Here is a 24891-nt window from a genome sequence, read left to right as displayed (position 1 = left end):
ATGCGGCGTTTCCAGCACTACATCGATGGCGAATTTTCAGATGGCGAGGCCAGCTATCCGAGCATCGATCCAGCCTCCGGCGCGGTCTGGGCTGATATGCCCGAAGCGCGCGAAGGGGATGTCGATCGGGCTGTCAACGCGGCCGACAGGGCGCTTTGCGAAGGCCCCTGGTCGAAAATGACTGCCACACAACGCGGCAAGCTGCTCTACAAACTGGCCGACCTGGTTGCCATCAACGCGCAGGTGCTGGCTGAACTGGAGACACGCGACACCGGCAAGATCATCCGCGAGACATCGGCGCAGATCGCTTATGTCGCCGAATACTATCGCTATTATGCCGGTATCGCCGACAAGATCGAAGGCGCCTACCTGCCGATCGACAAGCCCGACATGGATGTCTGGCTTCGCCGCGAGCCGATCGGCGTCGTTGCGATGGTCGTGCCGTGGAACAGCCAGCTCTTCCTGTCAGCGGTAAAGATCGGCCCGGCGCTTGCGGCCGGCTGCACGATGGTGGTCAAGGCCTCGGAAGATGGGCCGGCGCCGCTTCTCGAATTTGCGCGGCTCGTGCACGAGGCAGGCTTTCCCGCCGGCGTCGTCAACATCATCACGGGTTTCGGCGCCTCCTGTGGCGCCGCCCTCGGCCGGCACCCGAAGGTCGCTCACGTCGCTTTTACCGGCGGTCCTGAAACCGCCCGGCACGTCGTTCGCAACTCGGCCGAAAACCTCGCCTCCACCTCGCTTGAACTTGGCGGCAAGTCGCCATTCATCGTCTTTGCCGACGCGGATCTCGAGAGCGCTGCCAATGCTCAGGTCGCGGGCATCTTCGCCGCGACAGGGCAGAGCTGCGTTGCCGGATCGCGGCTGATCGTCGAACGCAGCATCAAGGACAAGTTCGTCGCCATGCTGCGCGAGAAGGCGGAGGCGATCCGAATCGGTGCTCCGCTCGATATGGCGACAGAAGTCGGCCCGCTTGCCACCAAGCGCCAGCAGGACAATATCGGCGCCCTCGTCGCCAAGTCGATTGAAAGCGGCGCCCGCCTCGTCACAGGCGGAAGCAAGATCGACGGCGACGGCTATTATTTCCCGCCGACGATTCTCGATTGCGACGATGTCGCCTCGCCGTCCCTGGTCGAGGAATTCTTCGGACCGGTCCTGTCCGTCGTGTCGTTCGAGACGGAGGCCGAGGCGCTGCGGCTTGCCAACGATACCCGTTACGGCCTGGCTTCCGGCGTCTTCACCCAGAACCTCACCCGGGCGCACCGGCTGATGAAGGGGCTCCGTGCCGGGATCGTCTGGGTCAACACCTACCGCGTGGTATCACCGATCGCGCCGTTCGGCGGTTTCGGCCTGTCTGGCCATGGGAGGGAAGGCGGCATGGCCGCGGCGCTCGATTATACGCGCACCAAGACGATCTGGCTCAGGACATCGGACGATCCGATCCCCGATCCCTTCGTGATGAGGTAGCGCCGATGTTTTACGAGATCCGCACCTATCGGCTGAAGAACGGCACGATCCCGCAATATCTCAAGGTCGTCGAGGAGGAGGGGATCGAGATCCAGAAGAGCCATCTCGGCACGCTCGTCGGTTACTTCTTTTCGGAGATCGGAACGATCAACGAGATCGTCCACATCTGGGCGTTTGCGAGCCTGGACGACCGGGAAGCGAGGCGCCAGAGGCTTTTGGCCGATCCCCGGTGGCAGGCCTTCCTGCCCAAGATCCGCGATCTCATCGAGGTGGCGGAAAACAAGATTATGAAGCAAGCCAGCTTTTCTCCCAGGAGCGAGGCGCACTGACGGCATAAGGCATACCCGTAGGACAAACCAGAACAGGGATAAGGGAACATGAAAACAACATTTGCTTTCGCGGCGGTTGCCGCATTCGTGGCTGTGTCCGTACCGGCGCACGCCGATAACATGGTCTTCTCGAGCTGGGGAGGAACGACCCAGGACGCGCAGAAGGCAGCATGGGCCAGCCCGTTCACGGAGAAGACTGGCATCACCGTCGTACAGGACGGGCCGACGGATTACGGCAAGCTCAAGGCGATGGTCGAGGCTGGCCAGGTTACCTGGGATGTCGTCGACGTCGAAGGCGACTATGCCGCTCAGGCCGGCAAGAATGGCCAGCTCGAGAAGCTCGATTTCTCCGTCATCGATAAATCCAAGCTCGATCCGCGCTTCGTGACCGACTATTCGGTCGGCAGCTTCTATTATTCCTTCGTGATCGGCTGCAATGCCGATGCCGTCAGCGCCTGCCCAAAGACCTGGGCGGATCTGTTCGACACGACGAAGTTTCCGGGAAAGCGCACATTCTACAAGTGGTCGGCTCCTGGCGTGATCGAAGCGGCGTTGCTTGCCGACGGCGTGGCTGCCGACAAGCTCTATCCACTTGATCTCGACCGCGCCTTCAAGAAGCTCGATACGATCAAATCGGACATCGTCTGGTGGTCGGGCGGCGCACAGTCGCAGCAGCTTCTGGCATCCGCCGAGGCTCCCTTCGGCAGTGTCTGGAATGGCCGCATGACCGCGCTTGCGGCGAGCGGTATCAAGACCGAGACCTCGTGGGAACAGAACATCACCGCCGCGGATTCGCTCGTCGTGCCGAAGGGTTCGCCGAACGCGGAAGCCGCGATGAAGTTCATTGCAATGGCGACCTCAGCCGAACCGCAGGCCGCCCTTGCAAAGGCCACCGGATATGCACCAATCAATGTTGACTCGGCCAAGCTGATGGATCCGGAGACGGCCAAGACCCTGCCGGATCAGCAGACGGCAAGCCAGGTGAATGCCGACATGAACTATTGGGCTGATAATCGCGATGCCATCGGCGAGAAATGGTACGCATGGCAGGCAAAATAGCCTGAAACTTGAGATGATCAGGCACGGCGAATGTTCGCCGTGCCTGCCGCAGCGCTAGTGCCCGTTGTCGGGCCTCGGCGCCTGTGGAAATTGGCGCGTGGGAAGGACTGTCATGTCGACATATAGCGATGCCTCCGGCGCAATTGCGCCCCTGCCAAAGGCGCGCAGGGCAACGGGTTTTGGCGGAGTCGTTCCGGCTCTCGCCTTCGTGGCGATCTTTTTCATCGCGCCGGTGGCGGTGCTCTTGTTGCGCAGCGTGCTGGAACCTGTTCCGGGCTTTGGAAACTATGCCCAGCTGATCGGGTCCGCGACCTATCTCAAGATTTTCGCCAACACCTTCATCGTCTCCGGTCTCGTCACGGTGATTTCGCTGCTGATCGGATTTCCCGTCGCCTGGGCACTGGCGATCATGCCCGGCCGCCTGACGTCGGTGATCTTTGCGATCCTGCTCCTGTCGATGTGGACCAACCTGCTTGCCCGCACCTATGCCTGGATGGTGCTTTTGCAGCGGACGGGGCTGATCAACAAGATGCTGATCGGAATGGGGCTGATCGACAAGCCCTTGGCGCTCGTCAACAACCTGACCGGGGTGACGATCGGCATGACCTATATCATGCTGCCCTTCATCATCCTGCCGCTCTACGGCGTGATCAAGAAGATCGACCCGTCGACCCTGCAGGCGGCAGCACTTTGCGGCGCCAACCGGTGGCAATGCCTGACCCGTGTCCTGCTGCCCTTGGCCATGCCTGGCATGGCGGCCGGTGCCCTCATGGTCTTCGTCATGTCGCTTGGTTATTTCGTCACGCCATCGCTTCTCGGCGGCACTGCGAACATGATGCTCGCAGAGCTGATCGCGCAATTCGTGCAGTCGTTGGTCAACTGGGGCATGGGAGGTGCTGCGGCGCTGGTTCTCCTCGTGGTGACCCTGTCGCTCTATGCCGTGCAGCTGCGCTTCGTCGGCAACCAGAACCCGGGAGGGCGTTGACATGTTGCTCAATTTCGACCGCCTCGGCTGGTGGAAATACATGCTGCTGACGATAACGGTTCTGACTGCGGCCTTTCTGCTGCTGCCGATCGTCTTTATCGCCGCCCTGTCCTTCGGCTCCTCGCAGTGGCTGATCTTTCCGCCGCCCGGCTGGACGTTTCAATGGTACAGCGAGCTCTTTGCCGATCCGCGCTGGCTGGAATCGGCCTGGACGAGCTTCAAGATCGCGGTCATCGTGACGATCCTGTCGGTGCTGCTCGGGCTCGTGACCTCCTTCGGGCTGGTGCGCGGTTCGTTCCTGTTCCGCGATGCGCTGAAAGCGCTGTTCCTGACGCCGATGATCCTTCCCGTCGTGGTTCTTGCAGTCGCCCTTTATGCCTTCTTTCTAAGGATCGGCCTTGGCGGCACATTGGTAGGCTTCGTCATTTCGCACCTCGTTCTCGCGCTGCCCTTTTCGATCCTCTCCATCTCAAGTGCGCTGGAGGGCTTCGACAAGTCGATCGAGGATGCGGCGGTTCTTTGCGGGGCCTCGCCTCTGGAAGCAAAGATCAGGGTGACCCTGCCTGCAATTAGCCATGGGCTATTTTCGGCGGCCGTCTTCTCGTTCCTGACATCCTGGGACGAGGTGGTGGTGGCGATCTTCATGTCCAGCCCGACGCTGCAGACGCTGCCGGTAAAAGTGTGGGCGACGCTGCGGCAAGACCTGACGCCGGTTGTCGCTGCGGCGTCGACCCTTCTCATCCTTTTGACGATCATCTTGATGGCGCTGGTTGCCGTCGTGCGTAAGGTACTGAAACAATGAAAGAACCATTCCTTCAGATCCGCGGAATACGCAAGGAATACGGCCCTGTCGTTGCCGTCCACGACGTCAATCTCGATGTTCGGCGCGGGGAGTTCCTGACCTTTCTCGGACCGTCCGGATCCGGGAAAAGCACGACCCTCTACATCCTGGCCGGTTTTGAAACTCCGACGAAAGGCGACATCACGCTGGAGGGCAAGACCCTGCTCGCCACGCCGTCGCACAAGCGCAACATCGGCATGGTGTTCCAACGCTACACCCTGTTTCCGCACCTGACGGTAGGCGAAAACATCGCATTCCCGCTGAAGGTCCGGCGCAAGTCCAAAGCCGAGGTCGATAGCAAGGTGAAGGAGATGCTGCGCCTCGTCAGGCTCGAAGGCTTCGAGGATCGCAAGCCCGCGCAAATGTCCGGCGGCCAGCAGCAGCGTGTCGCCCTTGCCAGAGCCCTTGCCTATGATCCGCCGGTGCTTCTGATGGACGAGCCGCTGTCGGCGCTCGACAAGAAGCTGCGCGAGGAAATCCAGCATGAGATTCGCCGGATCCATCAGCAGACCGAAGTGACGATCCTCTATGTCACGCACGACCAGGAGGAGGCGTTGCGGCTCTCCGACCGCATCGCCGTCTTTTCCAAGGGCGTCATCGACCAGATCGGCACGGGGCCGGAACTCTACGCCAATCCGCGGACCCGCTTCGTTGCCGAATTCATCGGCGACAGCGACTTCATTTCATGCGACCTGCTGTCATCCTCCGATGGGCAGGCTACCATTTCGCTTGGCGGCGGGAGCGTCTTCAATCATATTCCGGTGCATGGAAAAGGAACCTCCGGGACGAGGGCAGCCCTGATGCTGAGGCCTGAACGCATTCGATTGTCGCGCGCCCAAGCGGCGGAAGCGGGCCTTGCCGCAACGGTCAGCGACATTACCTTTCTCGGCAACAATATTCATGTCTCCACCGAGACGGCAACAGGCGAGGCGCTGGCGGTTCGCCTGCCGTTCGGTCACGAGGCTATCGCGGGGCTCAGCCGCGGAGATATAGTCCATCTGAATTTCGATCCCGGTGCCGCTCACGTATTCTGTTGAAAGTTGTCATATGAAGTTCAATGATCCCTCGCTGTTCCGTCAGGCATGCCCCATCGCCGATCGCTGGATCGAAACGGAAGGCCGCAAGGCGGCGACGGTCCGCAATCCGGCGACAGGCGAACCGCTGGGGGTGGTCCCTGATCTCGGTGCCGCGGAAACGGAGGACGCCATCCGCGCCGCCGTGATTGCCCAGAAGCTTTGGGCGAGGAAGACCGCCGGGGAGCGCGCCGCCGTTCTGAAGGCTTGGCATCGGCTGATGATCGAAAACCGCGACGATCTGGCGATGATCCTGACGCTGGAGCAGGGAAAACCCCTGGCCGAGGCCAAGGGGGAGATCACCTATGGCGCGAGCTTCATCGAATGGTTCGCCGAAGAGGCGAGACGCATCAACGGCGAGACCATCCCTGGACATCAGGCCGACAAGCGGATCCTCGTCCTGCGCCAGCCTGCAGGCGTAGTGGCCGCCATCACGCCCTGGAATTTTCCGAACGCGATGATCACCCGCAAGATTGGCCCCGCGCTTGCCGCCGGCTGTGCCGTCGTTCTCAAGCCGGCGCTGCAGACGCCATTCTCCGCCATCGCCATCGCCGTTCTCGGTGAGCGTGCCGGCCTGCCGCCGGGGCTTCTCAACATCGTCACGGGTGACGCAGCGGCAATTGGCGGGGCGCTGACGGCAAGCCGTGACGTTCGGGTCCTGACGTTCACGGGCTCCACCCGGACGGGCGAGCTGCTTTACCGGCAATGCGCGCCGACGATCAAAAAGCTCGGTCTCGAGCTTGGCGGCAATGCCCCCTTCATCGTGTTCGACGATGCCGATCTCGACGCTGCCGTCGAAGGCGCGCTCATCGCCAAGTTCCGCAACAACGGCCAGACCTGCGTCTGCGCCAATCGGCTTTATGTCCAGGACGGCGTCTACGAGGCGTTTGCCGCCAAGCTCGCCGCGGCGGTTTCGGGCCTGAAGGTCGGCAACGGTCTCGACCGCGACGTCGTGCTTGGCCCGCTGATCGACGACAACGCCGTCGCCAAGGTCGAAAGCCATATCAGCGATGCCGTTGCAAAGGGGGCCGGGATCGTCTTGGGCGGCAAGCGCCACGCGCTTGGCGGCCATTTCTTCGAGCCGACAATCCTGCGCGATGTCGCTGCCGGCATGCAGGTCGCGCGCGAGGAAACCTTCGGGCCGCTTGCACCGCTTTTTCGCTTCCGCGACGAGCAGGACGTCATCGAACAGGCAAACGACACCGAGTTCGGGCTTGCTTCGTATTTTTACGCCCGCGATCTGTCGCGGGTATTTCGCGTCGCCGAAGCCCTCGAATATGGGATGGTCGGCGTCAATACCGGTCTTGTCTCCACAGCTGAGGCTCCGTTCGGTGGCGTGAAGATGTCGGGTCTCGGTCGCGAAGGGTCGAGGCACGGATTGGACGAATACACCGAGCTTAAATATGTATGCCTCGGCGGCATTGCCTGATCTGGTCGATGCTTGCGCCTCGTCGCAGGGAAAGACCAGAATGCCTCTCGTCAGCATCGCCATGTATGTCACATCGGAGCCGCTCGCGGATGCGACGGCTGAGCTCTGGTCGTTCCTCCGGCATTATCTCGCGAATGCCGGCCTCAAGGGCTTGCCTGAAAAACTCGATCGGACGGTTCCCTATGACGAAGCCTGGTTGAGGCCGGATCTTCTTCTCTCGCAGGCATGCGGCTATCCCTTTGCCAGGGGCCTGCGAGGCAGGGTCCGCCTAGTGGCGACGCCGATCTATGACCATCCTGGCTGCGACGGTCCGCTGATGCGCAGCTTCATTGTCGTCCGCAAGGATTCTCCCCTTTGCTCGCTGGCGGATTTGCGTGGCACGACGGCTGCGATCAACAGCCCTGACAGCAATTCCGGCAGCAATTTCTTTCGCGCAGCGGTCGCTCCGCTTGCCGACAGCGGTCGCTTCTTCGGCCGGATTATCGAAACCGGCAGCCACCGCGGCAGCATCGGGACAGTCGCCGAAGGCAGGGCTGACAGTGCGGCCATTGACTGCGTCACTTATGCGAATATTCGCCGCTTCGATCCCGGCCATCTCCAAGCGGTCCGCATCATCGCCGAAACGCCCAAAGGCCCCGGTCTGCCCTTCATCACCTCAGGCGATGCATCGGACGAGAGAGTCCTTCTGCTGCGAAATGCGCTTGACGCCGCGATCAAGGAGCCATCGCTGGCCGCTATGCGCGCTACACTCGGGCTCGTCGATTTTTCAGTGCTTTCCGAAGCCGACTATGCGCCGCTCTTATCGCTTGCCGGCGATGCATTGCCGCAATTGAGAGCTTGAGCGGCAGACGAATTTTTCCGTTTTCTTCGGTTGGAAGTGAGCCACACGAACTAGGCAGGTGAAGGCAAGTCCGTATCACTCGAACTTGAATGTAAGGAAAAATTCCATTACTTTTGTATGGGTTTAAAGTTCGGAGATTTTCCATGGCTTCCCTTGCAGTCACAATGAAAGGGCAAATCACGCTGAGACGGGATTTGCTGACGCATCTTGGGGTCAAACCAGGGGAGCGGATCGAATTCGACAAGCTGCCTGGGGGCGAGCTGCGGGTAAGGGCTGCTCGTCCGACGGGGACAATCGAGGACTTTATCGGACGGCATGCTGGCAAGATGAAAAAACCGTTGACCATCGAAGAGATGAACGAAATCGCGGCTTCGGGCTGGGCCGGCGGGGAATGAAAATTTCAGTCGATACCAACATTCTTGCTCGAGCCGTCTTGCAGGATAATGCTGAGCAGGGAAGGGCAGCGGCAAAGCTCCTCAGGGAAGTATCACTGATCGCGGTTTCCCTGCCGAGCTTATGTGAACTGGTCTGGATACTGCGTCGAGGAGCCAGGCTATCAAAGGAAGATGTTTCACAGACGATCCACGACCTGCTCAACGCGGGCAATGTGGCGATGAACCGTCCTGCGGTCGAAGCAGGACTGGCCATGCTGGAGGCGGGTGGCGATTTTGCAGATGGCGTGATCGCCCATGAAGGAGCATGGCTTGGCGGTGAGAGCTTCGTAACTTTCGACAAGCAGGCGGTCGAGCTGGTAATCCGCCAAGGCCAACCCGCGCGTCTTCTCGCCTGAAATTCCGCAGGCTCATGAGCGAGACGGCGGGCAGGCGTTAGCCTCAGAACCGATGTTCCGCTCCTTCGACCGGATTTGCCCAGACTGTCATTCCAGGCGCAAATGGCGTCTCGCCTTCGGCGCGCACCACCATCTCACCGAGTTCGGGGACGTCGAGGTAGAGGATCGCGTCGGCGCCAAGCCGCTCGAGATGCCGGATCCTGCCCTGCCACTGCCCGGCACCTTCCGAAAGCCTGATATGTTCCGGGCGAATGCCGTAGGTCGTGCAGTTCATTCGCCGCGCGGTCTCGCCCCCATAGAGGTTCATCTTCGGGCTGCCGATGAATCCGGCGACGAATGGTGTTGCCGGAGTGCGATAGAGTTCCATCGGGCTGCCGATCTGCTCGACCGCGCCGCCGTTCAGGACGACGATCTTGTCTGCCATCGTCATGGCCTCGACCTGGTCGTGGGTAACGTAGATCATCGTCGATTTCAGGCGGGCGTGCAGATCGGCGATCTCAAGACGCATCTGGGCTCTGAGCGAAGCGTCGAGATTGGAGAGCGGCTCGTCGAACAGGAAGACCTTGGGATCGCGGATGATCGCGCGGCCGATGGCGACGCGCTGCCTCTGGCCGCCGGAGAGCGCTTTCGGCTTTCTTTCCAGCAGCTGGGTGAGCTGCAGCGTTTCAGCCGTCGCCGCGACCTTGGCGGCGATTTCCGCCTTTGGGCGGCGGGCGAGTGAAAGGCCGAAGCCGATATTCTCGGCGACGGTCATATGCGGGTAGAGCGCGTAGCTCTGGAACACCATGGCAATACCGCGCTCGGAGGGTTCGGCATAGGTCACGTCCTTGCCGCCGATGGTCAGCGTGCCTGCAGTCGATTCTTCCAGGCCGGCGATGATCCGCAGCAACGTCGATTTTCCGCATCCAGACGGGCCGACGAAAACGACGAACTCGCCGGAGGCAACCTCCAGATCGATTCCCTTGATGACTTCAAGGGCGCCAAAGCTCTTGCGAACTTGCTTGAGAGTGAGCTCAGCCATTCGGTTACCCTTTTACTGCGCCGGCCGTCATGCCGGCGACGATCTGCCGGTTGAAGAAGATGAAGACAATCAGCGGCGGGATCGTCACGAGGAGGATATTCATGAAGAGGAGATTGTACTGGCTCGTATACATGCTCTGGAAATTATAGAGCGTCAGCTGCACGGTCACGTTCTCCTTGCCGGGAAGGTAGTAGAGCGGGTTGGTAAAATCGTTGAAGATCGCGATCGACTGCACGACGATGTTGGTGACGGTCACCGGCTTCAGCAGCGGCAGGATCACTCTGAAGAAAATCTGTCGGGGTTTGGCGCCATCGATCAGCGCCGCCTCGTCAAGGTCGCGTGGTATGGTCGAAATGAACGACCGGTAGAGCAATGTCGAGAACGAGAGATTATAGGCGACCTGGATCAGGATCATCCCGGTCATGGTCTTGAAGAGACCGATCTCCTGCAAGAGGCCGATGGTGGGTACGACGGCTGGGGGCATCATCAGACCCATGAACAGGGCAATGGAGGCCACCTTGTTCCAGACGGTCTTGCGGCGCTGCATCACATATCCGACCATTGCCGACAGCAGGATCAGGATCGTGACGGAGACCACGGTGATCAGCGTGGAGTTGAAATAGGCGAGCGCGAGCTGGTAGTCGCGCGCCTTGAAGACGGCGGCCAGATTATCCCAGAACAGCCAATGTTCGGGCAATTCGAAATCGAGGCGAGAGGCTTCGGATTTCGATTTGACCGCTTGGAGAGCGACGAACACGAAGGGCATGACGAAGATGACGGCCGCCACCGCAAGGGCAATCGCGCCGGTCACGTAAGGGCGGACGCTTCTCATTCCTCGACCTCGCGCCGGTTGAACCACAGGGTGAATGGCAGGATGATTATGGCGATCAGCGCGAACAGGATGACGTTTCCGGCCGTCGACAGACCGTAGAAACCCGCCTGGTACTGCTTATAGATGACCGAGGCGATCACATCGGAGGAGAAACCAGGCCCGCCGCGGGTCATGGCCCATATCAGATCGAAGGATCGAAGCCCGCCGATCAGCGACAATGTCACCACGATGACGGTGGCAGGACGCACGAGCGGCAGGGTGATCCGGAAAAATTGCTGGAGACGCGTGGCCCCGTCGATCCTCGCCGCCTCATAATAATCGGGGCTGATCGCGGCAAGGCCGGCGATGAAGATCAGGGTTGCAAGGCCGACACCCTTCCAGACGTCGACCAAAGCCACCGAAAAAAGCGCCAGCGCCGGATTGGTGAGCCATCCCGGGCCGGGAATGCCAAGCGTCTCGAGCGTGACATTGATGATGCCCTTGGTCGGATGCATCATCACCGTGAAGGTGATGCCGATGCCGATCGTCGAGACCAGGACGGGAAAGAAGACCAGCGTGCGCAGGAAGCCGCGGGCGAAGATATTGCTGGTTAGCAGCACGGCAAGCAGCAACCCGCAGACCGTCTTTAGGCCGGATGTCGTCACGGCGTAGATCAGCGTGTTGACCAGTCCCTTGACCAGGAATGGTTCGGAAAAGAACTGCTGAAAGTTTTCGAGCCCGATGAATTCGGCCGTCGAAAGATCCCAGCGTGTGAGGCTGAACCAGAGAGAGGATACCGTGGGAATCAGAAACAGCACGCCGTAGATGATTGCGGCCGGAATGAAAAACCACAGCGGGTAGGGCGATTTGCGCGAACGGGGGCGTGTCTCGGTCATGACTACCTCTTCTCGGGTGGAGCCTCGCCCCTTTAGGAGCGAGGTTAATTGACCCGAAAGACCGCTACCAGTTGGGAAGACCGAGCTGCTTGGCCTGCTTGCGCACATCGTCGTCATAGAGCTTTGCCGCGTCAGCCGGCTGGCGAATGCCGGAGCCGACTTCGACGGTGATCTGCTCAAGAGCCGGTCCCTTGATCGGCGACACGAATTCCAGCGCCGGGGTCGTCTTGTCCTTGGCCTCGAAATAGGGGAGCATGTCCTTTATCGCAGGCGGCACGCTAGCTGGCAGGTCGCAGCCGTCGATCAGGGAAGGCCCCTGAACGGCATTGGTTTCCACCATGATCTTGCAGGCCTCGACGCTTCCGGCGAAATCGACGAATTTTCGCGCTTCCTCGGCGTGCTGGCTGGTCACGGGAATGTAGAGGGCTGGCGGCATCCAGACCGTCAAGCCGTTGGTTGCGGCGTCGTCGCTCGGCTGCGCGAAAAAGCCGACATCGTTGAGGTTTTCGGGATAATTCTGTTTGAGCGCGCCGACCGCGAAGCTCAGCATCGGATAATGCGCTGCCTCGCCGGTTGCCACCATTCTCAGGCCATCGTCGTAGCTTGCCGCGCCAAAATCTTCGTTCATCAGACCGGCGTCGTGAACGTCCTTCAGCCGTTCGAAGCCCTTCAGGGCTGCAGGCGTCTCGGCGTATTTTGCCTTGTTGGCGGTATAGTCTGCGGCGAAGTTCGGCACCGCCGCGTGCAGATTGTAATAGTCAGCCAGAACGAACAGCTGCGAGGTCCAGGTATCGCGATAGGTCTGCGCCACGGCGACTTTTCCGGCAGCTTTGACCTTCGCGTTGTTCGCCATGAAGTCCGCCCACGTCTTCGGGACGGAGAGGCCGAGGTCCTGGTAGATTTTCCTGTTGTAGAGGATCCCTCCCGCCATCGCCGTGCCGAAGGGAACGCCATAGATCTTGCCATCGGCACGGACGACCGATTTGAAACTTTCGTCGACTTTCGCTTGCGACGACAGTCCGCTCAGATCGACTAGCGTCTGTGTCGGCTTCAGCGCCTGTAGCAGCGAGCCGGAATTGTAGAGAAACACATCGGACATCTCCCCCGTCGCCAGGCGCGTCTTGATGATGTTGTCGCCTTCGCCGCCACCGGCTCGCGGCTCGATTTCGATCGTCACGTCGGGTGCCTTTGCCTGATAGGCGGCAACGAGTGCCCCGGCTGCCGCGACGGTGTCCGGGTTGTTGTCGATCAGGAATGACAGCGTGGTGTCTGCATGCGACGGGCCAGCCGCGACCAGTGCCAAAAGCGCGGACGCGCCCGCAAGAATGAGTTTTATCCGATGTGTCATGACGTTCCTCCTCTGAACGGTGTGACGTGTATGCTCCTCAAGAATTGGGTAGGGAAAAGACCAGCTGGTGCGTCCCGGAGGGAAGAATGGCTTCCTCGACAACAGGCTCTCCGTCGAGCGACGGGTTTTGATGCCGTTTTCCGGGCCGGAACCGGCCGATGCAGCCCTCCGGAAGGGTCAGCACATAGGTGACCTTGTTGCCGTCGCACTGCCAGCCGGCCTCGATGCGTCCCTGACTGATATCATGATAGGCCGAAACCGGCGAAAGGGACGGAATCGGCGCCGGATCGACAATCACCTCGGCAAATCCGGGGACGCTCGGGCTCGGCGAAATTCCGGCGACGCTTTCGAACAGCCACTGGCAGACCGCGCCATAGGCATAGTGGTTGTAGCTGTTCATATCAGGTTCGTAGATGGTGCCGTCAGGCGCCATGGAATCCCAGCGCTCCCAGATCGTCGTCGCCCCTTTTGACACCTGGTAGAGCCAGCCCGGCACATCCTCCTGCAGGAAGACCTTTTCGGCCAAATCGTCCATGCCGAGCTTCGTCAGCGCCGGCAGCAGGGCGGGCGTGCCGATGAAACCGGTGCCGATCTTGTAGTCTGCATCGATGATCACCTGCCGGAAATGCTGCTGTGCGGCTTGCGTGTGCTCCGCCGGTATCAGGTCGTGGAGGAAGGCCAACGCATAGGACGTCTGGTCGTTGTGTGCGAGCCGTCCTGCCGGCGTGATGAACTCGTTGGCGAATGTCCGCCGGATCTCGTTTGCGCGCTGTTTCATCTTCTCTTCAAGCGCATGCTCGCCGAGAGTGGCTGCGATCCTTGCCAGAAGGTCGGTCGAGATGAAGTGGTAAAGCGTGGCCGCGCAGTCGTCAGCAATCGTCGGACGAGGCTTTCGATTGTCGCCGACCGGCTGCAGCCAGTCGCCGAAGGTGAAGCCGCGGTCGCCCCAACGCGAGGGCGGACGCACGAGCGGACCATCCGAGATCGACCAGACGAAATCGACCCAGCGCACCATGGAATCCAGGCACTCCGACAGGACGGCCCGGTCGCCGTAATGGGTGTAGAGTACCCAGGGGATGACGACGATCGCGTCGCCCCAGCCGGTCGAGCCGGCATAGCCCGGGAAATTGGCCGGATGCAAGCGCGTCGGATCCGGTGAAAAGTGCGAGACGGCGCCATCCTCGCGCTGATCAGCCATCACATCCCGCAGATACTTCCTGAGAAACGATTGGCTGTCGCTCAGCCAGCATGCGGTTGCGGCAAATACCTGGGCGTCGCCCGTCCAGCCCAGGCGTTCATCGCGCTGCGGGCAATCGGTTGGAACTTCGACGAAATTGGCGCGCTGCGACCAGATGGTATTCTCGACGAGGCGATTGACCAGCGCATTGCCGGAGGTGAAACCGCCGGCGGGCTCAGGCACCGACGAGATCGGGATGGACGCGATTGCGAGGATCTTCGCATCGCCCTCGATCGTCACCCTGGCATAACGGAAGCCGTGGAAGGTGAAATGCGGTGCGTAGGTCTCATCGCCGTCTCCCCGCAGCGTGTAGACGGTATGTGCCGCGGCCGTGCGATAGTTGCGATTGTCGAAATGACGATCGGGGCCGAGTACCTCCGAATGCTCCACCCGGACTTCGGCGCCGGCAGCGCCGCGGACCTTGTATCTGACATAGCCGCCGGCATTCTGGCCGAAATCGTAGACGGTCCTGCCCTCATCGTCGGTCCAGCTTTCGACAGCGGCAAGTGGCGGCAACTCGCGCACCGCAGCCGTTTCGTGCGCGACAAGCAGCGCCCTGTCGAAGGGCAATCTCTCGGTGCCATGGCTCTCCAAGTAGTTTTCCTGGCGGGCATCATAGATTTCGCCGAAGTAGATTCCGGATTTCAGGATCGGCAGAAGGCCGCTTCGCCATGAGGTGTCGGTGGAAAGAACGGTGCCATCCGGTCCGATCAGATCCGCAATAGCGCCGATCCTGTCGCCCCAGCAATTCGAGATCGCCTGGGCGCCCCACATCAAAGGCGACCGATACCATCCGTCGGCAAGCCAGATCTCGATCCGGTTGAGGCCCGGCTTGAGCAGGTTGGAGACGTCGTATCGCTGATAGGCAAGGCGATCGTCGTAGTTCGTCCAACCTGGGGTCAACAGGTCGTCGCCGACGCGAACGCCGTTGATGAAGCTGCGGTAGAGGCCAAGTGCTGATATAAAGAGCTCGACGGGAAGCTTGGCGCCATCATGTTCGAAAGTTTTGGAGACGAAGCTTGCGGCCGTTCCCTGACCGCCATCCGATAGTGGCGCGATCATATCCCCGGACCAGGCACGCGAAACGAGGTTGCCGCTGATGGCTGCCGGCTGAAAGTTCATCAAGTCCTCCCGACGAGTTGTAGAACGTTCTCCATATAACGTTCTACATTTTCTTCGGAAGCGCAATAGAATTTTCGTTGCCAGTCTGCCATGGTGGTTCTGCGGGCGATGTCGACGATCCGCAGTAAGCCAGAGATTTCATGTCAATCGAAGAAAAACAAAAGCTGCAACGAAACGATCGCGTGACGATCCGGACGGTGGCAACTCACGCAGGCGTATCGGTCGCAGCGGTTTCCAAGGTGATGCGAAATGCCTACGGCGTCAGTGATGCGCTGCGCGCAAGGGTGACTGATGCCATCGAGGCACTCGCATATCGCCCCTCGCGGGCAGCTAGAGGGCTGCGTGGCCGGAGTTTCACCATCGGAGTGCTCCTGATCGATATCCGCAATCCTTTCCTTCCGGAGGTGATTGCCGGCGTAAACGGGGTGCTGGCGCCTTCGCACTACCAGGCGATGATCGGCGTCAGCGATGCGCGCGTGCAGCTGGAGACGTCGTTGATCGAGTCGATGATCGACTACAAGATGGACGGCCTTATCCTCGTTGCGCCGCGTCTGCCCTCGGAGATCCTCGCAAGGTTCGCAGTCCAGATACCGATCGTCGCGGTCGGTTACCACGATGCCAGCGCTACGGCCTTCGATACCGTCAACGCAGACGATCAGCGCGGCGCGGAGATCGCCGTGGAAGCGCTTCTGGCCTGCGGCTATCGCGACATTGAAATGCTCAGTCTCGGCGAGCGCCAGGGACACGCAGTCTCCGTCGTCCGCCAGCGTGAGATCGGGTTTCGCCGGGCGATGCAGCGTGGCGGGCTTGGCTCCTCGCCAGCGATCGGCAAAATTCCCATTGCTTCGCCGAAGCGGGAAGAGGCGATGCGAAAGTTTCTATCGAGGAAGGACAGACCGCGCGCCGTATTCTGCTGGAGCGACCTCGACGCGATCACCCTTCTGAGCCTGGCTATGGAGATGGGTGTGCGGGTGCCCGAAGATCTCGCCGTCATCGGATACGACAATTCGTCGACCGCAGCACTCGGCCTCGTCAATCTCGCAAGCATCGATCAGTCGGGCAGGGAGCTCGGTCAGGTCGCAACCCGGGCTCTCATTTCCAGAATAGAAGGCCGCACCGCTTCCGAGCATATTCTCCAGATACCGTCGCTGGTCAGCCGCAGCAGCCTGACCCGTTCCGGCAATTCCACGGACAGATAATAGCGACGACGGCCGGCTTGCTGTGTTGCTTGCCGTCGTTCTCAGCCGGATTGAAGGGGGCTGCCGCACGACTGCCGCACGACCAGGCGACAGGGCAATCTGGTGATGCCGGCAGGGACCGGCTCACCCTTGGAGAGGCTGAGGATTGCCAGGCCGGCGCGATGGCCCAGTTCCTTCAACTCCATGTCGATGGTGGTCAGCGGCGGGCGTGTTTGCCGTGCGACGACCTCCCAATTGTCGAAGCCGACCACGGCGACATCCGTGGGAATCTCTACATTGAGGTCGCGCAGCGCGTCGATGACACCGCGGGCGATCTCGTCGCTGCCGCAGAAGATGGCGTCGGGCTTTGCGCCGGGCCGGGCAAACACCGACTGAACGGCCTCGTGACCCCATTCCTCCGACCAGTCGCCGAACATCGCTTCGGCACCGTCGCCGCAGGCGTCAAGATAGGATTGGGCGCGGATGCGAGCGGCGAGATAATCCCGCGGTCCGGTGATGTGGAGGATCCGCGATCGACCGAGTTCTTTCAGGTGGTCGACGGCGAGGCGGGCGCCCTGTTCGTCATCCGGAAAGAAGGTGACGCTGTCAGCCGGCCCCTCGGCAAAGACGTAGACGACGGGTATCGGCAGGCGGGACAGCTGGACTGGCGGCGTGAGGTCGAGGCGGGTCGCGGTGAATATGATGCCGTCGACCTGCCGGTCGAGAAGCGCCTCCAGATGAAGCTGTGCGAGCCTCGGATCATTATTCGTGGCGCAGAGGAAGACGGACACGCCGTGATCGACCAGCACCTCCGATACCCCGGCCGCCATCGGCAGCGTCAATCTGCCATAGGTGTCGTTCGTCAGCATGCCGATCGCATGGCTTCGCTTGCTTAGCAACCCACGGGCGAGTGCATTGGGCCGAAATCCGATCTCCTCCGCCACGCGCCGGACCCGCTCGCGTGTTTCGGCATTCGTCCGACCGGTGTCGTTCAGTGCGTTCGACGCTGTCGAAATGCTGACGCCTGCAGCCTTCGCCACGTCATAAATCGTCCGTCTTCGATCGCCCGTATTCTTCAAGTGCCGCCTCGTAGTCGATTCATGATAAAAGCTTTTAGCAGAAAAAATGTGCTGTTAAAAGGTTTTATCAAACGCGCATCATATTTTTGCACACAGACTGTCGACACCAAAAAATTTCTGATCTAACGTCCATTTCGTCCGAAGGCCTGAGGCCTGAACGAGAAAAAGGGGAACAAGCATGCTTCGACTGAAAACGACGATCACCGCTCTTGCACTGCTGGCAAGCTCTTCTCTCGCCGGCGCCGAAGAAATCACCCTATGGGTGCGCACGTCGTCCGGCGCCGTCCTTCAGGGGTTGGCCGACAAATACAACGCCTCTCACTCCGACAAGGTCAATGTCACCCAAATCACGGCAGAGCAGATGGTGCCGAAGCTGGGTGCGGCGATTGCCGGCAGCGCGGCTCCTGACGGTGCCGTGCTCGACCTGATCTATCTTCCGACCTTTGCCGCCGCGGACGGTCTCGAAGATATCTCCGACTTCGTGAAGGGGCTGCCTTATTCCGCGGCCATGAGCCCGTCCCACATCCGCCTTGCCACCTATGACGGCAAGATCTACGGCGTGCCTGCTCTGCCGGATGCATCCATCATTGCTTATAATACCGATCTGTTCACCAAGGCCGGCCTCGATCCGAACAAGGCGCCGTCGTCGATGGAGGAGATTGCCACCGACGCCAAGAAGATCGCCGCGCTCGGCAACGAGACCTATGGCTTCTATTTCGTCGCTAATTCGGGAAGCTGGCTGATCTACGATTTCCTGCCGCATCTCTGGGCCGCCAGTGCCGATGTGCTGAGCGATGACGGCCGCAGCGCCACGGTCGATACGCCGGCGCTGCGTGAGACCATCGCTGCCTATCGCGATATGTGGAAGGCCGGTGCGATTCATCCGACCTCGCGTTCCGGCAACGGCAACAATGCCGTCGAGGCCTTCGCCTCGGGCAAGGTCGGCATCCTGATGACAGGCTCCTACATCGTCAATCTGCTGACCAGCAAATATCCTGACGTGAAATTCGCCGTCGCACCGATCCCGGGGCCGAAGGGCGGTGAATCGAGCTTTGCCGGCGGCGATACGCTTTCCCTGATCAAGGGCATCAGCGACGAGAAGAAGAAAGTCGCGCTCGATTTCGTCAATTTCTACATGCAGCCCGAGCAGCAGGTCTACATCACCCAGGAATCGGGGATGCCGTCGCGCACCGACCTCGCAGCGGAAGCCTATGCGAAGTTCGACCAGCGCAATCTCGTCGCCTACAATATCCTCGCCAAGGGGCGCACGCCTTACACATTTTCGTCCGACGAACTCTTCGTCAGCCGCACCGGACCCTTCCTCAATCTGATCCAGGGCACGATCTTCGGCGACGACGTCGACGGAACGATCGCCAAGACGCAGGCCGACTTCACCCGTATCCTCGAACGCACCAACCCGAACTAAGCCGACGCGTTTCGGCAGGGAATCCGCGGATGCCCTGCCGTCCCTTTCACATCTCGACTTTCAAGCGGAAGGAGGAGTTGCGGTGATATCCTCGACACTTCGCAGCCGGAGGCGCGCAGTCGCGACCGGAGAACCGGAGCCAAAGGGTTGGCTTGGCCTTGCCTTCATCCTGCCGGGCTTGCTGTTCATCGTCGTGCTTTTCCTCGTGCCGCTTGTCATGACGGTCTGGATGAGCTTCTACAACTGGCCGCTTCTTGGCCGGACCAAATTCATCGGCCTCTCCAACTATGCCGAACTGATCGGCGATACCCAGCTCTGGCATTCCCTGGGTTTCACGTTGCTCTACACGGTGCTGGTCACGGCTGCGATCTTCCTGGTGGCCTTTCCTCTGGCGCTGCTCGTCGACCGGCCGCTGCGGATCGCCGGCTTTTTCCGCACGATCTATTTCATGCCCGTCGTCATCGGCTTCGGGGCGGCCTCGACATTGTGGATGTGGCTGCTCAATCCCGATAGCGGCGTCTTTGCGCAATTGCTTCGCGGAGCAGGCATCATCGACAGCGCGCCGAGGCCGCTCGAAAGTTTCTGGCCGGCACTCGGCGTCGTCATCCTGATGGTCGTCTGGAAAACAGCGGGCTTCACGATGATCATCCTCCTGACCGGCCTTCAGAGCATATCGAACGACGTCATCGAAGCCGCCAGGATCGACGGCGCCAGCGTCTGGAGCCGGTTTCGCCGGATCACGCTGCCTTTGATGAGGAACTCGGTCGTGCTGGCGCTCGTCCTCAACGTCACTTCGTCGATGCTGGCCTTCGACCAGTTCTTCATCATCACCCAGGGCGGCCCTGAGAACAGCACGATCTCCGCGGTCTTCTCGATCTATCTCGCGTCGTTCTCATCCTACCGTCTCGGTTATGGCTCGGCGATCTCCTTTGCCCTGCTCGTCGTCCTGGTGGCGATCAGTGCGATCCAGTTCGTCCTGCTGCGCCAGCGGCCGGAGGAGGGTTGATGGAACGGCTCAATTATAATCTCGCGGCGAAGCCGGCGAGCGAGCGGCTCGGTTATCTCGCCTTCGTTCTGACGGCATGCGTCTTTGCCGTCTTCTTCGTGATGCCGATCGTCTGGTCCTTCGCCAATTCCTTCAAGCCCGCGGCCGCAGCACTTGCCGATCCGGCAGCGCTTTTCTCGAAAGCCTTCTCGCTTGAAAATTACCGCCGCCTCGAACATGTCGGCGCCGGCTGGTACGTCTATGCCGGCAATTCGGTGCTGATCGCTGCCGGAACGGTGATCCTGACGGTGCTCGTCTCGGTGCCGGCGGGATACGGCTTTTCGAAATTCCGCTTTCCCGGTCAGTCGCTGCTCTTCGTGCTGATCATGGCGACGATGATGATTCCGTTCCAGTCGATCCTGACGCCGCTTTTCCTGATCCTGAAAGTCTTCCGGCTGCAGAACAGCCTTCTCGGCCTGGTGCTGATCTATGTGACCTTCCAGCTTCCTTTTGCCGTTTTCATGATGCGCAACGCCTTCGACGCGGTGCCGAAGGCGCTGATCGAAGCGGCGCGGATAGACGGTGCTTCGCAGGCGACGATCCTGCGCCGGATCATGCTGCCGATCGCGCTTCCCGGTGTCGCCACCGTTGCGATGTTCGCCTTCCTGAATTCCTGGAACGAATTCCTCGCTGCCCTCATCTTTCTGTCCGATCAGAACAAGTTCACGCTGCCGATCATGTTGGTGAATGTATCGTCGGGCATCTACGGCATCATCGACTGGGGCGCGCTGCAGGCCGGCATAGCCGTGACCATGGTCCCCTGCATCCTGCTTTTCCTTCTCTTGCAACGATATTACGTGCGCGGCCTGACGGCCGGCGCCGTGAAGTAACAGCGCTCGTCCCGCTCAGGAGTCCTCATGACCAGCTCACCTCGTTTTCAACCGGCACGCGCTGCGGGACGGCAGCGATACAGGCCTGCCGACCATACCGGTGTCGTATTCGATGGCGGTTTCTGGCAGAGCTGGACCGAGACTGTTCGCAACGTCACCATCCCGACGCAGCACAAGCGGCTGGAAGAGGAGGGCTTCCTCGAGGTGCTCGATTTTGACAAGCCGGCCGGGCCGTTGGTGCGCCCGATCCAGCCGAGCGGACTGTCGATGCAGCATTTCTTCGATTCCGATTTCGGCAAATGGATCGAGGCCGCAAGTTACACGCTGAAGGCTCACCCGAATGCTGTGCTCGAAACGAAGATCGACGCTATCGTCGAAAAGCTCGAAAAAGGGCAGATGGCGGATGGCTACCTCAACAGCTGGTTCATTCGCCGCGAGCCGGACAGGCGCTGGACCAATCTGCGCGACCTGCACGAGATGTATTCGATGGGCCACTTGCTGGAAGGGGCCGTCGCCTACCACGAGGCGACGGGAAAGCGTCGCTTCCTCGATGTGATGATCCGTGCAGTCGACCATATCATGGCCACCTTCGGTGCGGAGCCCGGAAAGCTCAGAGGCTACGATGCCCATGAGGAAATCGAGCTGGCGCTGGTCAAGCTCTATCGCGTGACGCGCGACCCGCGGCATCTGAAGCTTGCGACCTATTTCGTCGACGAACGTGGCCGGATGCCCTCATATTACGACGGGGAGGCTCGCAAGCGCGGCGAGAGCCCTGATGATTACGTCTACAAGACATACGCCTATAGCCAGGCCCATATGCCGGTGCGCGACCAGCACCAGGTCGTCGGACACGCGGTTCGCGCCATGTACCTGTTTTCTGCGATGGCGGATCTCTCCCATGAGAACGACGATCGGACATTGAAGGAGGCTTGCGACCGGCTTTTCGACAATCTGGTCAGCCGCCAGCTCTACGTGACCGGCGGCCTTGGCCCATCGGCATCCAATGAAGGGTTCACCCGGGAATTCGACCTGCCGAACGAGACGGCCTATGCCGAGACATGCGCAGCCGTCGCGCTCGGCTTCTGGAGCCATCGCATGGCGCAGGTCGATCTCGACAGCAAGTTCACGGACAGGCTGGAAACGGTGCTCTACAACGGCGCGCTTTCCGGCATCTCGCGCGACGGCGAACATTATTTCTATGAGAACGTCCTTGAAAGCCACGGGCAGCATCGCCGGTGGAAATGGCACTACTGCCCCTGCTGCCCGACCAACATTGCCCGTTTCATCACGTCGCTCGGCCAATATTTCTATTCCACGGGTGACCATGAGCTCGCCATCCATCTCTACGGCACCAATTGCGCAGATCTCACAGTTGGCGACAGCTTCGTGCGCCTGATCCAGGAGACGCAATATCCCTGGGATGGCGACATCAGCCTGCGGTTCGCCGTCGAGCGGCCAAGCCGGTTTCAACTTCGTCTTCGCATCCCCGGATGGTGCAGGCAGGCGCAGATCTCGGTCAATGGTGCTGCCGTCGATCTCGATCAATGCGTGACGAAGGGTTATGCCGCAATATCAAGGGAATGGCGCAATGGTGACGAGGTCCGCATCGGCTTCTCGATGCCGGTCGAGCGCATCTACGCGCATCCTGCTGTCTCCGAAGACGGCGGACGCGTCGCGCTGCGGCGCGGGCCTGTCGTCTATTGCATCGAGGAGACGGACCTCGGCGGCGAGCCACAGCGGCTCCGCCTGCCGGCGTCTGAGGAAATCTCTGCCCGTTACGATGCCGCGCTTCTCGGCGGAGCGACCGTCCTCGAAGGCACCGCGCTCGAAGCCGATATAGCCGATTGGCAGAATGCGCTCTATCGCACCGCGCCTCCCTCGCTGAAGGAGCGGCCCTTTAAGGCGATTCCCTATCACCTCTGGGCCAATCGCGAGCCCGGAGCGATGGCGATCTGGTTGCAGGAGGTCTAGGAGAAAACCATGGCACGGCTGGAACTCAAGAGCATCGTCAAATCCTATGGTATCTACGAGGCCGTGCGCGGCATCAGCCTTGACATCGAAGACAATGAATTCGTCGTTTTCGTAGGCCCGTCGGGATGCGGAAAATCGACGACATTGCGCATGATTGCGGGTCTCGAACACATTACCGGCGGTGAGATCGTGATCGGCGACCAGGTCGTCAACCGGCTCGGCCCGGGCAAACGCGATATCGCCATGGTCTTCCAGAACTACGCGCTCTATCCGCACATGACGGTGCGGGAGAATATTTCGTTCTGCCTGGAGCAGCAGAAGCTCGCCAAGAGCGAGATCGACGCGCGTATCATCAGGGCGGCGGAAACCCTGCATATCAGCGAGCTGCTCGGCCGGCGCCCGGGCCAGCTTTCGGGCGGCCAGCGCCAGCGCGTCGCGATGGGGCGCGCGATCGTGCGGAACCCGAAAGTCTTTCTCTTCGACGAGCCATTGTCCAACCTTGATGCCAAGCTTCGCGTGCAGATGCGCACGGAGATCAAGCGGCTGCACCAACTGTTGCCGACGACGACCGTCTACGTCACGCACGACCAGGTCGAGGCGATGACCATGGCGGATCGTGTCGTGGTGATGAATGGCGGCATCATCGAACAGGCGGGACCGCCGCAGGCGCTCTATCATCGGCCCGTCAGCCAGTTCGTCGCCGGCTTCATCGGCTCACCGTCGATGAATTTCCTGTCCGCGACGCTGCTATCAGGAGAGAAGGGTCTCGTCGTCAAACTGACCGACGGCAGCGAGCTTCCAGTGCCAGAGGCGCGCGCCGGCGACTACGCCGGCCATGCCGGCAAATCAGTCGTGTTCGGGATCAGGCCGGAATCGATCACCGACCGCCAGGCCCGTCCTGGTTATGCCGACATCGAAGCCAGAATTGATCTTGTGGAGCCACTCGGGCCGGAGACCATGGTCTATTTCGACATCGGCGAGGCAAGTCTTTGCGCCTGCATCGATCCCGAGAGCGGGCCTAGCCCGATGTCGACGATGCCGCTCTCGTTCAACATGAACCAGATGCATCTGTTCGATCCGGCGACCGGCCAGTCGCTGGCGCTTGCCTGAACCGCAAACACGGAAAGGCCGGCAACCGCGGGGTCGCCGGCCTCGTTGATCAGGCAGCCTGGCGGATCTTCGAAGGACGCGTGGCAGCGGCCTTCTCGACCATGGCGGTGACTTCGGCACGGCGGGCGCCCGAAAGCGGCAGGCGCGGCAGGCGGACGCGCTCGGAGCCGCGGCCCATGATCTGCTCGGCAAGCTTGATCGACTGCACGAGATCGTGTTCGGCATCGAGGTGCAGAAGCGGCATGAACCAGCGATAGATCTTGCGGGCCTCTTCCCAGTCGCCGCGTTCGGCGGCGGCAACGAGCTGCACGGATTCCTCCGGGAAGGCGCTGGTCAAGCCCGAGACCCAGCCCTTGGCGCCGAGCATCAGGCCTTCAAGCGCGACGTCGTCGAGGCCGGCGAAGATATCGAAACGATCGCCGAATTCATTGATGAGATCGGTGAAGCGGCGCGGATCCGGCGCACTTTCCTTGACCGCCTTGATGTTCGGTACGTCGGCAAGCACCTTCAGCACATCGGCGCCGATATTGACGCGGTACGCCGGCGGGTTGTTGTACAGCATGATCGGCAGCGAGGTCGCTTCGGCGACGGTGCGGAAATGTGCAATCAGCTCTTCGGGCTTCGGCACATAAACCATGGCCGGCAGCAGCATCAGGCCGTCGGCGCCGAGCTTTTCGGCGTCGCGACAATAGGCGACGGCACGGCGCGTGTCGAATTCGGACACGCCCGTCACCACGGGAACGCGGCCGTTGACGACCTCGACGGCAGCTTTCAAGATCGTGCGCTTCTCCTCGGGGTCCAGCGAATTGTTCTCGCCACATGTGCCCATGACAATCAGTCCATTGACGCCATCGTTTACAAGCGCGTCCTGGACGCGCTGGGTCGAGGGCAGATCAACGGAAAGATCTTCGTTGAACTGTGTCGTTACGGCGGGAAATACGCCCTTCCATCCTGTGGTCATTGATCGAGCCTCGTTGAAACTGGTTGCCTTATATACAAACTGTCG

23 protein-coding genes are annotated in these 24891 nt (G+C 60.8%); 16 read left to right on the top strand and 7 right to left on the bottom strand.

The genetic code is table 11. From position 1 onward, the window contains the following. The 10 genes from U5G49_RS33345 to U5G49_RS33300 all read left to right on the top strand — a co-directional run bounded on the left by U5G49_RS33345 (position 1) and on the right by U5G49_RS33300 (position 8811). Positions 1 to 1464, top strand: a complete 1464-nt coding sequence (locus U5G49_RS33345; protein ID WP_182564116.1) for an aldehyde dehydrogenase — start codon at positions 1 to 3, stop codon at positions 1462 to 1464. Positions 1465 to 1469: 5 nt separating this feature from the next. Then, a complete protein-coding gene (locus U5G49_RS33340; protein WP_193445873.1) occupies positions 1470 to 1793 on the top strand; it encodes an NIPSNAP family protein in 324 nt (107 codons plus the stop codon). A gap of 48 nt (positions 1794 to 1841) precedes the next feature. Continuing rightward, positions 1842 to 2852 (top strand): polyamine ABC transporter substrate-binding protein, encoded by a 1011-nt coding sequence (locus U5G49_RS33335; protein ID WP_105010326.1) that lies wholly within the window; start codon positions 1842 to 1844, stop codon positions 2850 to 2852. A 112-nt stretch (positions 2853 to 2964) separates the two neighbouring features. Further along, the gene (locus U5G49_RS33330) at positions 2965 to 3837 is read left to right on the top strand and encodes an ABC transporter permease (RefSeq protein WP_018446104.1); all 873 of its coding nucleotides are present in this window, start codon (positions 2965 to 2967) and stop codon (positions 3835 to 3837) included. A 1-nt stretch (position 3838) separates the two neighbouring features. Further along, positions 3839 to 4639: an ABC transporter permease gene (locus tag U5G49_RS33325; RefSeq protein WP_018246715.1), complete on the top strand. Its 801-nt coding sequence runs from the start codon at positions 3839 to 3841 to the stop codon at positions 4637 to 4639. Beyond that, positions 4636 to 5715, top strand: a complete 1080-nt coding sequence (locus tag U5G49_RS33320) for an ABC transporter ATP-binding protein (RefSeq protein ID WP_018446103.1) — start codon at positions 4636 to 4638, stop codon at positions 5713 to 5715. Before U5G49_RS33325 ends, U5G49_RS33320 begins: the two co-directional genes overlap by 4 nt. A 10-nt stretch (positions 5716 to 5725) precedes the next feature. Beyond that, positions 5726 to 7180, top strand: a complete 1455-nt coding sequence (locus tag U5G49_RS33315; protein WP_193445874.1) for an NAD-dependent succinate-semialdehyde dehydrogenase — start codon at positions 5726 to 5728, stop codon at positions 7178 to 7180. A 40-nt stretch (positions 7181 to 7220) separates the two neighbouring features. Further along, positions 7221 to 8021 carry a phosphate/phosphite/phosphonate ABC transporter substrate-binding protein gene (locus U5G49_RS33310; protein ID WP_193445875.1) on the top strand — a complete coding sequence of 267 codons (801 nt, stop codon included), beginning with the start codon at positions 7221 to 7223 and terminating at the stop codon, positions 8019 to 8021. Positions 8022 to 8164: 143 nt separating this feature from the next. Then, on the top strand, positions 8165 to 8416 hold the full coding sequence (locus U5G49_RS33305) for an AbrB/MazE/SpoVT family DNA-binding domain-containing protein (RefSeq protein ID WP_193445876.1): 252 nt from the start codon (positions 8165 to 8167) through the stop codon (positions 8414 to 8416). Then, positions 8413 to 8811, top strand: a complete 399-nt coding sequence (locus U5G49_RS33300; protein WP_193445877.1) for a type II toxin-antitoxin system VapC family toxin — start codon at positions 8413 to 8415, stop codon at positions 8809 to 8811. Before U5G49_RS33305 ends, U5G49_RS33300 begins: the two co-directional genes overlap by 4 nt. A gap of 43 nt (positions 8812 to 8854) precedes the next feature. On the opposite strand, the gene U5G49_RS33295 is transcribed toward U5G49_RS33300, so the two are convergent. The 5 genes from U5G49_RS33295 to U5G49_RS33275 all read right to left on the bottom strand — a co-directional run bounded on the left by U5G49_RS33295 (position 8855) and on the right by U5G49_RS33275 (position 15246). Beyond that, the gene (locus U5G49_RS33295; protein ID WP_113542929.1) at positions 8855 to 9832 is read right to left on the bottom strand and encodes an ABC transporter ATP-binding protein; all 978 of its coding nucleotides are present in this window, start codon (positions 9830 to 9832) and stop codon (positions 8855 to 8857) included. Between the two features lie 4 nt (positions 9833 to 9836). Then, a complete protein-coding gene (locus U5G49_RS33290; RefSeq protein ID WP_193445878.1) occupies positions 9837 to 10664 on the bottom strand; it encodes a carbohydrate ABC transporter permease in 828 nt (275 codons plus the stop codon). Then, the gene (locus U5G49_RS33285) at positions 10661 to 11539 is read right to left on the bottom strand and encodes a carbohydrate ABC transporter permease (protein ID WP_047620437.1); all 879 of its coding nucleotides are present in this window, start codon (positions 11537 to 11539) and stop codon (positions 10661 to 10663) included. Before U5G49_RS33285 ends, U5G49_RS33290 begins: the two co-directional genes overlap by 4 nt. 64 nt (positions 11540 to 11603) lie before the next feature. Then, on the bottom strand, positions 11604 to 12887 hold the full coding sequence (locus U5G49_RS33280; RefSeq protein ID WP_047620438.1) for an ABC transporter substrate-binding protein: 1284 nt from the start codon (positions 12885 to 12887) through the stop codon (positions 11604 to 11606). A 37-nt stretch (positions 12888 to 12924) separates the two neighbouring features. After that, positions 12925 to 15246, bottom strand: coding sequence for an alpha-L-rhamnosidase (locus U5G49_RS33275; protein ID WP_193445879.1), 2322 nt, complete (start codon positions 15244 to 15246; stop codon positions 12925 to 12927). A gap of 140 nt (positions 15247 to 15386) precedes the next feature. Between U5G49_RS33275 and U5G49_RS33270 the strand changes: the two genes are divergently transcribed. Further along, positions 15387 to 16445: a LacI family DNA-binding transcriptional regulator gene (locus U5G49_RS33270; RefSeq protein ID WP_193445880.1), complete on the top strand. Its 1059-nt coding sequence runs from the start codon at positions 15387 to 15389 to the stop codon at positions 16443 to 16445. A 41-nt stretch (positions 16446 to 16486) separates the two neighbouring features. On the opposite strand, the gene U5G49_RS33265 is transcribed toward U5G49_RS33270, so the two are convergent. After that, on the bottom strand, positions 16487 to 17503 hold the full coding sequence (locus U5G49_RS33265; RefSeq protein WP_028732346.1) for a LacI family DNA-binding transcriptional regulator: 1017 nt from the start codon (positions 17501 to 17503) through the stop codon (positions 16487 to 16489). Positions 17504 to 17681: 178 nt separating this feature from the next. Here U5G49_RS33265 and U5G49_RS33260 point away from each other — a divergent pair, with 178 nt between their 5' ends. The 5 genes from U5G49_RS33260 (at position 17682) to U5G49_RS33240 (ending at position 23885) form a co-directional block, all read left to right on the top strand. Beyond that, entirely contained in the window at positions 17682 to 18929 is a 1248-nt protein-coding gene (locus tag U5G49_RS33260; RefSeq protein WP_193445881.1) for an ABC transporter substrate-binding protein, read from the top strand. An 82-nt stretch (positions 18930 to 19011) separates the two neighbouring features. Further along, on the top strand, positions 19012 to 19935 hold the full coding sequence (locus tag U5G49_RS33255) for a carbohydrate ABC transporter permease (RefSeq protein ID WP_064654374.1): 924 nt from the start codon (positions 19012 to 19014) through the stop codon (positions 19933 to 19935). Then, positions 19935 to 20804: a carbohydrate ABC transporter permease gene (locus tag U5G49_RS33250; protein ID WP_193445882.1), complete on the top strand. Its 870-nt coding sequence runs from the start codon at positions 19935 to 19937 to the stop codon at positions 20802 to 20804. Before U5G49_RS33255 ends, U5G49_RS33250 begins: the two co-directional genes overlap by 1 nt. Before the next feature lie 27 nt (positions 20805 to 20831). Beyond that, entirely contained in the window at positions 20832 to 22775 is a 1944-nt protein-coding gene (locus tag U5G49_RS33245) for a glycoside hydrolase family 127 protein (protein ID WP_193445883.1), read from the top strand. Between the two features lie 9 nt (positions 22776 to 22784). Further along, entirely contained in the window at positions 22785 to 23885 is a 1101-nt protein-coding gene (locus U5G49_RS33240; RefSeq protein WP_193445884.1) for an ABC transporter ATP-binding protein, read from the top strand. Positions 23886 to 23934: 49 nt separating this feature from the next. Here the strand turns inward: U5G49_RS33240 and U5G49_RS33235 are convergent, their stop codons facing one another. Further along, positions 23935 to 24846 carry a dihydrodipicolinate synthase family protein gene (locus tag U5G49_RS33235; protein ID WP_193445885.1) on the bottom strand — a complete coding sequence of 304 codons (912 nt, stop codon included), beginning with the start codon at positions 24844 to 24846 and terminating at the stop codon, positions 23935 to 23937. Positions 24847 to 24891: the final 45 nt, after the last annotated feature.

The organism is Rhizobium indigoferae, assembly GCF_034554815.1.
Lineage (GTDB): Bacteria > Pseudomonadota > Alphaproteobacteria > Rhizobiales > Rhizobiaceae > Rhizobium > Rhizobium leguminosarum.
Note: the sequence above shows the minus strand (reverse complement) of the source record. Positions and strands in the feature narration are given on the sequence as shown.